Below are 12,013 nucleotides of genomic sequence, written 5' to 3'. Positions count from 1 at the left end.
GCATCATCAAACAATATATCGAGCAACAGCAAACGCCACTATAGGAAACGAAGATGGATGCCTTCGGCATCCGCGCTATTCATCCCCGCCCTGAACGACGGGGCTTTTCGCGCAGTCCGGGTAATCGGTATCGATATCAAAGGGCACGAACGCCTCCCCTGCCTTGGTGGCGCGCTGCTTGAGAAACTCGTCGAAGAGCTTTTTCCAGGCCGAGGCATGCACGCTCGCGCTTTTCGTCAGCACCCCATCCAGATCGAACAGAACGGCATCATAGTCGCGCGGCGAGAGAGTGATGACGGGACAGATACAAGTCATTTCGCATCCTGACTGCTGAGTCCAGCACGCTGCTCTGTCAGTATCTGCCTCATATCCCTTGAATTGTCAGCGGCCCGCCCAGCACTCCAGCGCCAGTTACGAATCTCGGGCATGTCCTGACCATTCTTGTCGATGTACTGCTTGTGCTCGATCAACTTGTCCTTGAGTTGCTGTTTCAGGTCCATACCCTTGTCGCCGGTCTGTGGCAGGCGGTCGATGGCGTCCATTACCAGGTGGAAGCGGTCCAGGTCGTTCAGCACCGTCATGTCGAAGGGCGTGGTGATAGTGCCCTCTTCCTTGTAGCCGCGCACGTGGAAGTTGTTGTGGTTGATGCGACGGTAGGTCAGGCGGTGGATCAACCACGGGTAGGCGTGGTAGGCAAAGATCACCGGCTTGTCTTTGGTGAAGAGCTCGTCAAAATCCATATCACTCAAGCCGTGCGGGTGCTCGCTGGGTGGTTGCAATTTCATCAGGTCAACGATATTGACCACGCGGATTTTCAGATCGGGCAGATGCTCACGCATGATAGAAACGGCAGCAAGTATTTCCAGCGTGGGCACATCGCCGCAGCAGGCCATCACCACGTCGGGTGACACCGCCTGATCGTTACTGGCCCATTGCCAGATGCCGATACCCTCGGTGCAGTGCTTGACTGCTTCGTCCATGCTCAGCCACTGCGGCGCCGGATGTTTACCCGCAACCACCACGTTGACGTAATGACGGCTGCGCAGACAGTGGTCCATCACCGATAGCAGGCAGTTTGCATCGGGTGGAAAATACACGCGCACCACTTCTGCCTTCTTGTTCACCACATGGTCGATAAAGCCGGGATCCTGATGGGTGAAGCCGTTGTGATCCTGGCGCCATACATGCGAGGCAAGTAAATAATTCAGCGATGCAATTTTTCTGCGCCACGGTATGTGCGCGGTGACTTTCAGCCATTTTGCGTGCTGGTTGAACATCGAGTCGATGATGTGGATGAAGGCTTCGTAGCAGTTGAACAGCCCGTGTCGCCCGGTAAGCAGATAGCCCTCGAGCCAGCCTTCACACTGGTGTTCGCTGAGCATTTCCATCACACGACCGCTCGGTGCAAGACATTCGTCATTCGGCAGAGTCGCAGCATCCCACTGGCGTTCGGTCACGTCAAACAATGCTTCCAAGCCGTTGGAAAGTGTTTCGTCGGGACCAAACACACGGAAATTGTGCTGCTCATCGTTCAGCTTGGCAATATCGCGCAGGAATGGGCCAAGCACATGCGTGTCGCCGATGCCCGGCGCGCCAGGCTCAGGCACGCTGACCGCATAGTCGCGAAAATCCGGCATACGCAGATCGCGCAGCAGGATGCCACCATTGGCGTGCGGGTTAGCGCCCATGCGGCGACAGCCCAGAGGTACAAGTTCGGCCAGTTCCGTTTTCAGGCGTCCCTGCTTGTCGAAAAGTTCCTCAGGCCGGTAACTCTTCATCCAGTCTTCCAGCAGTTTTAAGTGTTCAGGATGTTTGTGCGGGTGCAGCGGTACCTGGTGCGCACGGAAGGTACCCTCAATCTGCAGGCCGTCGACGACCTTGGGGCCGGTCCAACCCTTGGGCGATTTGAGCACGATCATCGGCCAGCGCGGACGGGTGAGGTCGCCGAGCGCGCGCGCGTCGTGCTGGATTTTTTTGATCTGTTCCACTGCTGTGTCGAGTGCTGTGGCCATCACCTCATGCATCAGCGTAGGGTCGTACCCCTCGACAAAGATCGGCATCCAGCCATAGCCACGCAGCAACTGTTCCAGTTCCTCATGTTCGATTCGGGCGAGTATGGTCGGGTTGGAAATCTTGTAGCCATTGAGGTGCAATATCGGCAGCACCGCGCCGTCGGTAGCCGCATCGAGAAATTTATTGGAATGCCACGCGGTAGCCAGCGGTCCTGTTTCCGCCTCTCCATCGCCGACGACACAGGCGACGATCAGATCGGGATTATCGAATACAGCGCCGAACGAATGGCTTAACGAATAGCCTAGCTCGCCGCCTTCATGAATCGAGCCGGGACACTCCGGTGAGGCGTGACTGGGTATGCCGCCGGGAAACGAAAATTGCAAAAACAACTTCTGCAGTCCGGCCTCATCCTGACTGATGTCGGGATAGACTTCGCTGTAAGTACCCTCGAGATAGGTGTTGCCCACCACCGCCGGACCTCCGTGCCCGGGGCCGGCAACGTAGATCATGTCGAGGTCGTACTTCTTGATGACCCGATTCAAATGCGCGTAGATGAAGTTCTGCCCCGGCGTTGTGCCCCAGTGGCCCAGCAGCATTTTCTTTATATCCGTAATTGTCAGCGGACGTTTCAGTAGCGGATTGTCACACAAGAAAATCTGGCCGACCGACAGGTAGTTGGCGGCACGCCAGTAGGCGTCCATCTTGTGCAACTGTTCTGCAGAAAGCGTGTTTGTCTTCATTTTTCAGTGCTCCTTTTTTATCAAGATCGAGAACGCGGCAAACCCGTCCTGGCTATCATCGAATGAGGACAGGGGGTTGCGCGCCTCAGCACTGCAATCGTTGATCCTGAGTGGGGAAAGGCATCACGAAATTCCCCGACTTCGGGTTGTCGCTGTGCGCACAAGGTGAGGCATGGCGTACGGGAAGCCCGATAAATTGAGCGCCGAACCCAATCGGACCCGCACCACCAGGGCCAGTGTAACCCAACCTTGGCTGTTCAAAAAGGTAGGCCGGTTGGCCTTGTGGCTGTGATCGTGTTTGACGCTGATCCCTGGCCCCTTCTTCGCGCAACGAGGAACCAGCGTATCGTCGATGATCAGCAAGTGTTTTTTGCATTTTTTGAAAATATTTATCGCGCAGATGGGTACCTTCGATATTTGGAAAAACCCGTGAATGTCTAAAGTTCAGCCTCTGTAATTAAAGAAGCGAATATTTCTCGGATGGTGAGCATGCACAGGAACCTCTTTTGCCGTGCACAGGTTAAGGAGCATGCCCGCCTCTGCGGAACGTATCTGTTCGTTAGCGCACTCAGGACATATCGGGATGCTCGCGCTGCGACCGCTGCAAAACACTAATCAAAATCAGCACAGGATATCGCCCGTAAAGTCCAATCAATGCGCCCCACTCACGCCGTATTTTCCATGCTTTCCTGATACTCACCCCGCTGTGCAGCACCATTCAAGCGTGCCCGTTTCAGCAGAGCCTGCTGGGCCGCGCCAACGTTCTCCGCCTTACCCTGCCAAGCTTGCAACACCGGCTGTTGCAGGGCGCGGCCATAGGAAAATGAAAGCAACCAGGGCGCATCACCGACATTCATGGCATTAAGGTTGGCCGTCGCCTGTTCCGGACTCAGTCCACCGGAGAGAAAATTGATGCCAGGCACCGCTGCCGGTACCGTGCGCCTGAATACCCGCAGGGTCGCTACTGCGATCTCTTCGGGACTGGCCCTGACGGAATGGTCCTTACCCGGCAACACCATACTGGGTTTCAAAATAATGTGCTCCAGTACCACATGATGGCGGTGCAGTGCATGAAATATTTCCTTTTGCACCGCTTCGATTACTTCGGCGCAACGGGCCAGACTATGATCACCGTCGATCAACACCTCCGGCTCGACGATGGGCACAATACCTAGTTCCTGGCAGACTGCCGAATAGCGCGCCAGCATCTCGGCGTTGGCGCTGATGGCAAGAGACGTGGGATTGTGTCCGCTGATCTGATAGACATCGCGCCACTTGGCAAAACGCGCACCCTGGCTTTTGCAGTGTTGCAAGCGTTCCGCCAGACCGTCCAGTCCATAGGTAATGAGATCGCCGGGCGACAGCGCCAGCGGACCCTTGCCCTTGTCCACCTTGATACCGGGAACAATACCTCGCCGCGCCAGAACTTCGGGCAAAAGGATATCGTCATCGCTGGTCTGGTCCAGGGTCTCCTCAAACTGGATCACGCCGCTGATATAGTCCTCAATTCCGGGGGTAGTAAACAGCAGGGCGCGGTAGACGCGGCGATTCTCCTCAGTAGACTCAACCTTGATCGCCGCAAAGCGTTTGGCGATGGTGAGATGGCTCTCGTCGGCGGCGAGAATACCCTTGCCAGGTTGCACCATCTGCTCGATGGTGGCCTGAAGTTCGTCTGCAATGGTCATGATTCATCTCCTGTGATAGATGCAGAAATGGCTGATACGAACACCAACGGGCGTTAGTATTTAATCGGAACAAACAATAACGTCAACGTCCCGTCAGATTCCTTCAAAGACCCGTCATTCTGAAGTGGACCCCTATGTCAAGACAATAATGAATTTCAAGGAATTTTTGCGTAACAAAGGTTTTTTGAAATGGCGCCCCCGACGGGAATCGAACCTGTAATTGCCCCTTCTTCCCACTTCGGCTTTCGCCGCCGAAAATCCTTTCGTTCGTGGGCTGGACTTTACCTTGACCCTAATCCCGAACCGGGATGACAGGCCGCATCCGTCAAGTCTCTACACATTTTCCAGCACTCTGGAACTTTGCTCGGTATTGCCTCGTGCCAGGCACAGGGGGTTCACCGACTTTGAATGCATTCACCAGCCTCTTTCGATGACGGGTGCCCAATGATGTTTAGGAGGGGGCCGTTATATCCATTTAACTACGGGGACGCGCCTGCGCATTCTATCACCATCTCACCTCCATAACATGTGTGCATGATCTACTCAGAGAACCTCCCCAAACCTGCAACCAGGCGAAGAGCGAAAGTGGGACATGGCATAATACTGTTGCATCTTTTTGTATCAAGTGACAAGATGCTTGCCCCGTTGGGTATCGAACACGCGCGCACCGTGATCAACCAGGAGTCTGGTTCGGATGTCGCGAAATTAGAGAATATCAACATATGGCCCTCGACTATGCTACTTTGGACACCCTGCGCAACCACCATCCGGCTTGGAAGTTGCTGCGCTCGGATCATGCCCCCCTGGTGGCCAGTTTTTTACATCGGGTGTTCGTGTCGTCCAATGTGCGCGGAATGAATGCCACCGATTTGGCCGAGGCGCTGGAGGATGAACTCTATGGTTTGCGCCAGCGATTTGGTGACACTGCCTTCCCCAAAAACGGGATGGATTATCTGAACGACTGGGCCAGCACCGAAAAAGGTTGGCTGCGCAAATACTACCGCCAGGGAACCGATGAACCGCAATTTGACCTGACATCGGCCACCGAGAAGGCCATTGCCTGGCTGGGGACACTCACCGAGCGTAGTTTCGTCGGCACTGAATCGCGCTTGATGACCCTGTTCGAACTGCTCCGGCAAATGAGCGCGGGTTCCGAAATCGATCCGGCCAAGCGCATCACCGAATTGCACAAGCGCCGCGAGGAAATCGATGCCGAGATCGCACGGGTGTTGTCTGGGGATGTGCCTATACTGGACGACACGGCACTGAAGGATCGATTTCAGCAATTCATGCAGTTGGCGCGAGAACTGCTGACTGACTTTCGCGAGGTCGAGCATAACTTCCGCATGCTCGACCGCCGGGTGCGCGAGCGCATCGCCCTCTGGGAAGGCTCCAAGGGAGCCCTGTTGGAAGAAATCATGGGCGAGCGAGACGCCATCGCCGATTCCGATCAGGGCAAGAGTTTCCGGGCCTTCTGGGATTTTCTGATGTCCAGCCGGCGACAAGAAGAATTGACCGAATTGCTGTCGACCGTGCTCTCTTTGGCGCCCGTCGCTGACCTCCAGCCGGATGCTCGCACGCGGCGAGTACATTATGACTGGCTGGAAGCCAGCGAACATACCCAACGGACGGTGGCCCAACTTTCTCAGCAACTCCGACGCTTTCTGGACGATCAGGCGTGGCTGGAGAACCGCCGCATCATGGATATCCTTCATGGTATCGAAGCCCAGGCGCTGGCGCTCCGGGAACACCCCCCAACCAAAGACATCATGAACCTCGCCATTCCGGCCGCCTCTTTGGAATTGCCGATGGAGCGCCCCTTGTTCACCCCCACGCTGAAACCGCTGATCGCCGACATCGAGTTGCACGCAGGCACAGAGGAGGGGGATATGGCGGCGCTCTATGATCAGGTGGTAGTGGATACCGTACAACTGGCCCGGAATATCACTCAGGCATTGCAGGAGCGAGCCCAAATCACTCTCGCCGAATTGGCCAAAGCGTATCCGCTCGAACAAGGGCTGGCGGAATTGGTGGCGTATGTACAATTGGGTAGCCAAACCTTCGCCGCCGTGGTGGATGAGTCCACGCGGGACCTCGTTGGCTGGGAAACAACTGCTGAGGATGGGGTCATCGTACACCGGACGGCAAATCTACCTCGGATGATTTTTGTGAGATGACGATGGACGATGACACTCTTGCCATGACCCCTTCTCTCGGTCAAATCGACCCCCCTGATTTGTCGGTACTGATCATCAGTCTGCTCAAGGGCGTGATCTACCGCGATGATAACGAACGCCTATGGGGAGCGTTGCTTTCTCTCCAGGCCAGGGTCAGGGATTATGTATCGGTGCTGGCTTTGGCTTTGGTACTCGACGAGGCCGAAGGCTATGCCTTCCTGAAAAGCCGTCTCGAATCGGAAGATGAGGAAGGAAGCCCAAAACTTCCCCGATTGGTGGCGCGGCGCCCTCTGTCCTTTCCCGTCAGCCTGCTGTTGGCTCTGCTGCGCAAGAAGTTGGCGGAGTCGGATGCCGGAGGGGGCGACACCCGGTTGGTACTGACCCGCGAAGACATCCTCGAATTGGTGCGGGTGTTTCTTCCTACAGCGAGCAATGAGGTGAAATTGGTCGACCAAATCGAAACCCACATCAACAAAATTGTCGATCTCGGGTTCCTGCGGCGCCTGAAAGTTGGCGCTGGCACCACTACGGGCCCGACAAGTTACGAGGTAAAACGAATCCTGAAGGCATTTGTCGATGCTCAGTGGCTGGCCGACTTCAATGACCGTCTGGCCGCCTACCAGGCACAATTCACGGAAAATATCGACTCCGCCGGAGAGGTTAGCGATGAATGAAACCCGATCCCAGAGTTTTGACTTCGTCGCCGACGATACCCTGTCGGGTTTTCGCCTGAAACGACTGGAGGTATTCAACTGGGGCACCTTCGATGGCCAGGTATGGACGCTTAACCTAGAGGGCAAGAACGGGCTATTGACGGGAGATATCGGCTCCGGGAAATCCACCCTGGTGGATGCCATCACCACCCTGCTGATCCCTGCCCAGCGCATAACCTATAACAAGGCAGCGGGCGCTGATACCAAGGAGCGGTCCCTGCGCTCATACGTATTGGGCCACTACAAATCGGAGCGCAACGAAATTACGGGCACCGCTCGACCAGTATCCTTGCGCGATCATAAAAATTATTCAGTGATTCTCGGCGTGTTTCACAATGCCGGCTATGACCAAACCGTAACCCTGGCCCAAGTTTTCTGGATGAAAGATGCCGCCGGACAGCCAGCGCGCTTCTTCCTGGGAGCCGAACGGGACCTGACCATCACCACCGACTTCGCCCGTTTTGGCACTGAAATTTCCGCATTGCGCAAAAAATTGCGTCATCTGGGCGCGGAAATCATGGACAGTTTTCCCCCGTACGGATCCTGGTTTCGACGCCGCTTTGGCATCAATAACGATCAGGCACTGGAACTGTTCCATCAGACGGTATCGATGAAATCAGTGGGTAACTTGACTGACTTCGTTCGCAGTCACATGCTGGAACCCTTCGAGGTGGCGCCGTACATTCAGGCACTGATTACCCACTTCGATGATTTGAACCGTGCCCACGAAGCCGTGCTCAAGGCCAAACGGCAGGTGGAACTGCTCACGCCCATGGTGGCGGACTGTCAACGGCATGCGAATCTGGCCAACGAGATTGAGGAATGGCGGAAAGGCCGCGAAGGACTGCACACCTATTTTGCAGGTCTGAAACTCGCCTTGCTCGACAAACGCCTGATCAACCTCAAGGGAGAATGGGAAAAACTCAATGCTCAGGTTGAACGACTCGACGACCATCAGGATCAGCAACGGGCTGTCATCGATGAGATCAAGCGGGGGATTGCCGCCAATGGTGGAGATCATTTGGAAAGACTGTCGTCCGAGATCAAGCGCAAGGGTGAAGAAAGGGATCGTTGTCGCCAGAAGGCGCATCGCTATGAAGAACTGATCACCGCAGTGGGTGAAGTACCCGCCTCCGACGGGGATGGCTTTGTGGATCAGCGTGCCCGTTTGTCCGTATATGCCGAAACGGTGGCAGAACAATCAGCGGCTCTGGAAAATCAAGAACGAGAACACGATTTTGCCTTCCGCAAAGGCAGGGAGGAGTATCAAGCCCTCAGCGAAGAAATTTCCAGCCTGAAACATCGCCGCAGCAATATCGAAAACATCCAGGTGCAAATCCGCACAACGCTCTGTGCAGCATTGGGGATACCGGAGGAGGACATGCCCTTCGCTGGCGAACTGATTCAAATACGCGAAGAAGAGCGCGCCTGGGAAGGCGCGGCCGAGCGGTTTTTGCGCAGTTTCGGGCTGTCTCTGCTGGTACCCGATGCACGCTATCCGGCGGTGGCTGAGTGGGTAGACACAAACCAACTGCGCGGTCGTCTGGTCTTTTTTCATGTGCGTCCCCAGAAAAAATCCCTCGATTTCCCTACGCTGCACCGGGATTCTTTGATCAGAAAACTCTCGATCAAGCCGGACTCTCCGTTCTATGACTGGCTGGAGCGCGAGTTGACCCACCGCTTCGATGTGGCATGCTGTGTCACACCGGAGCAGTTTCGCCGCGAAACCCGCGCCATGACCCGAGCCGGACAAATCAAGGATCCCACAGGGCGCCATGAAAAAGATGACCGCTATCGGATCGAAGATCGTAGCCGCTATGTGTTGGGCTGGACCAACAGCGCCAAGATCGCGGCTCTGGAGGATAAATTCCACCGCCTCGAACGACAATTAGGCGAACTGGGTCACCTGATCGGTAAGGTCCAGGGGGCACGCAAAGAGGTTCAGACGCGCCTCATCGCATTATCCAGACTAGAAGAATTCACCGAATTCGACGAACTGGATTGGACGACCAAAGCCGCAGAAGTGGCTCGGCTCGAAGATGAATTCAAACAATTCGAATCGTCATCCGATAAATTGAAGCAGTTGAATGACCAATATCGTGAGGCAAACCAGAGACTAGAGAATCTCCGCAAAGATCTGGATACCGCCCGGGACAAACGCTCCAAAACCGAGCAAAAGCGCATGGACACGGATCTGTACAGGCAGGCGGTCTCCGCTCAGATCACGGAGAAACCCCTTGATGCGGCGCTCAGCGCCCGCTTGGAAAACACGCGCACCGAGGCCCTGGGTCAACATCTGCTCACCGTGGAGTCCTGTGATAACCATGAGCAACAAGTTCGTGGTTGGTTACAAGGACGCATCGATGGAACAACCAAGAAACTGTCAGATTTGCGTGACAAGATCATTCAGGAGATGATGGCGTTCAAAGAGTGGTTCAAATTGGAAACAGCGGATTTTGACGCCAATATTGATGCCGCTTTCGAGTACCAAAATCTGCTCGATCGGTTGAATCGGGATGACCTGCCCCGCTTTGAGACGCGCTTCAAGGAACTGCTGAACACCAATACGATCAATGAAATTGCCAATTTTAATGCCCGGCAGAACCGTGATCGGGAACTGATCAAGGAACGGATCGGGCGCATCAACGAATCGCTGACACAAATTGACTACAATTCCGGGCGCTATATCGTGCTGGAATCCCAACCCAGTCCAGATGCGGACATTCGGGATTTTCAGTCAGAGTTGCGGGCCTGTACGGAAGGAACCCTCACCGGTTCGGAAGATGCCCAGTATTCCGAAGCCAAGTTTCTTCAGGTAAAAATCATTGTGGATCGCTTCCGGGGCCGCGACGGACTCGCCGATCAGGATAGAAAATGGACTGCCAAGGTCACCGATGTACGTAACTGGTTCCTCTTTGCCGCCTCGGAACGCTGGCGTGCCGACGATATCGAGTACGAACATTACTCGGACTCCGGTGGAAAATCGGGGGGGCAGAAGGAGAAACTGGCCTATACTGTACTCGCAGCCAGTCTGGCCTATCAATTTGGCCTGAAATGGGGCGAAGTCAAGTCCCGATCCTTCCGTTTCGTGGTCATTGATGAAGCCTTTGGCCGAGGATCAGACGAATCTGCCCAATATGGATTGAAGTTGTTCAAACAACTGAATCTGCAACTCCTGATCGTTACCCCCCTCCAAAAAATCCACACCATCGAACCTTTCATCGCTCATGTTGGTTTCGTACATAACGAGGGGGGGCAGGCGTCTAAATTGCGCAATCTGACCATTGAGGAATACCGCACCCATCGGCCCCAAACGCTACCGGCATGAGTTGGACCACGGCCCGCGAGTTGAAGCAACAGGTAGTTCGTCTCTGGGAGCGGGGGGACCTGCTGCGCTCAGAAATCACGGGAGAATCCCGATTCCCGCTGAAACTGGCCCTGACAATTCCCACTTCTGCAGAACTCACCGAGCGTTTTGATGCTGTGCGTGTCTGGATCGCGGGTCTGACTGCCCTCCCCCATACTCGGATCGAGTGGCGCGAAATCAATCATCGGGTTCAGGGCACGCAACGACTCCCCCAGTCGATCTGGGTGGATTGCCTGGAAGACGCGCTTCTCTGGATCGGCCGGCGTGCCGAAGCTGCCCGCTTCGAAGAACTCGCATCCCTGACCCGCTCAACCCATGCAGCACTTCTGGCATGGTTGGCCAAACGACCCTTCCAAGCGCTCGAACTGGTTGAAGTGTGGCCTCAACTGCTCGAGGTGGTGATCTGGATGCAACAGCACCCGCACCCCGGCATCTACCTGCGGCAAGTAAATATTGCAGGGGTCCATAGCAAATTCATCGAGGCCCATCGCAGCGTTCTGGCCGAATGGTTCGACCTTGTCTTGCCGGCCTCGGCAATTGCTGCAGAGCATACCGGAATCCGTCAATTTGCTCCACGCTATGGTTTTCTCGACAAACCGACGCGTATTCGTCTGCGTGTGCTCGACCCACAGATCAGATGGATTTCGGGGTCCCCTTGTCCCGATATCACCTTGGATGCTAACAGTTTCGCCCACCTCAACCCGCCACTTCGCCGGGTGTTCATCACCGAAAACGAAACGAATTTCCTGGCATTTCCCCAAGCCTCCGAAGCCATCGTCATTTTCGGCGCCGGCTACGGCTGGGAAGCACTGTCTCGGGCCACATGGTTGCACCGTTGTGACCTGTCTTACTGGGGCGACATCGATACCCATGGATTCGCCATTCTGGATCAATTGCGTCGTCACTTCCCTCATACCAAATCGTTGCTCATGGACCGGTCAACCTTGATGGCACACCTAACCTCATGGGGTTCAGAACCCGACCCCATCACCCACGACCTGCCAAACCTCACAAAAATCGAAGGTGCCTTATACGACGAGTTGAGGGATAACCGGATCCGCACCCACCTCCGACTGGAACAGGAAATGATCAACTATTCCCTGGTGGAAGCCGCGATAGCGGACGAAACCGACCTCGGATCCAAGAAAGCATGTTTGGAGCATCGACTTTGACACCTTGGAATTTTGGTTGAGTTGACATCCTCCCCGGCATGAATGCCGGAGATTCCTACGGCGCTACACAAGGGCAAGCCCCTGTGTAGTCGCTTCGGCGGGTTCCTGCTTCACGGAACGGCCTGATTGCGCCAATTCTCCACAGG

General features: G+C 55.3%; 7 protein-coding genes and 1 pseudogene. 4 read left to right on the top strand and 4 right to left on the bottom strand.

Annotated elements, in window-relative coordinates:
* Positions 1 to 75: 75 nt before the first annotated feature.
* The 4 genes and pseudogenes from IV91_RS0111595 to IV91_RS0111575 form a co-directional block, all read right to left on the bottom strand.
* Entirely contained in the window at positions 76 to 315 is a 240-nt protein-coding gene (locus tag IV91_RS0111595) for an HAD family hydrolase (protein ID WP_031598564.1), read from the bottom strand.
* A complete protein-coding gene (locus tag IV91_RS0111590) occupies positions 312 to 2,753 on the bottom strand; it encodes a phosphoketolase family protein (RefSeq protein WP_084190080.1) in 2,442 nt (813 codons plus the stop codon). Before IV91_RS0111590 ends, IV91_RS0111595 begins: the two co-directional genes overlap by 4 nt.
* A 192-nt stretch (positions 2,754 to 2,945) precedes the next feature.
* Positions 2,946 to 3,113: pseudogene (locus IV91_RS18920) on the bottom strand (IS701 family transposase); the annotation flags it as partial.
* Positions 3,114 to 3,418: 305 nt separating this feature from the next.
* Positions 3,419 to 4,438 (bottom strand): class I fructose-bisphosphate aldolase, encoded by a 1,020-nt coding sequence (locus tag IV91_RS0111575; RefSeq protein ID WP_031598562.1) that lies wholly within the window; start codon positions 4,436 to 4,438, stop codon positions 3,419 to 3,421.
* 722 nt (positions 4,439 to 5,160) lie between these two features.
* Here IV91_RS0111575 and IV91_RS0111570 point away from each other — a divergent pair.
* The 4 genes from IV91_RS0111570 to IV91_RS0111555 are packed head-to-tail and all read left to right on the top strand — an operon-like array spanning position 5,161 to position 11,867.
* Positions 5,161 to 6,615 carry a DUF3375 domain-containing protein gene (locus tag IV91_RS0111570; protein WP_031598561.1) on the top strand — a complete coding sequence of 485 codons (1,455 nt, stop codon included), beginning with the start codon at positions 5,161 to 5,163 and terminating at the stop codon, positions 6,613 to 6,615.
* A 2-nt stretch (positions 6,616 to 6,617) separates the two neighbouring features.
* Positions 6,618 to 7,289, top strand: coding sequence for a DUF4194 domain-containing protein (locus IV91_RS0111565; protein ID WP_051862630.1), 672 nt, complete (start codon positions 6,618 to 6,620; stop codon positions 7,287 to 7,289).
* The gene (locus tag IV91_RS0111560) at positions 7,282 to 10,656 is read left to right on the top strand and encodes an ATP-binding protein (RefSeq protein WP_031598559.1); all 3,375 of its coding nucleotides are present in this window, start codon (positions 7,282 to 7,284) and stop codon (positions 10,654 to 10,656) included. The genes IV91_RS0111565 and IV91_RS0111560 overlap by 8 nt, the downstream gene beginning before the upstream one ends.
* Positions 10,653 to 11,867, top strand: a complete 1,215-nt coding sequence (locus IV91_RS0111555; protein ID WP_031598558.1) for a DUF3322 domain-containing protein — start codon at positions 10,653 to 10,655, stop codon at positions 11,865 to 11,867. Before IV91_RS0111560 ends, IV91_RS0111555 begins: the two co-directional genes overlap by 4 nt.
* The last annotated feature ends 146 nt before the right edge of the window (positions 11,868 to 12,013 follow it).

Origin of the sequence: Ferrovum myxofaciens (assembly GCF_000735045.1) — a bacterium.
GTDB classification, from domain to species: domain Bacteria; phylum Pseudomonadota; class Gammaproteobacteria; order Burkholderiales; family Ferrovaceae; genus Ferrovum; species Ferrovum myxofaciens.
The sequence above is the reverse complement of the archived record's forward strand: the minus strand, read 5'-3'. Positions and strand labels throughout refer to the sequence as shown.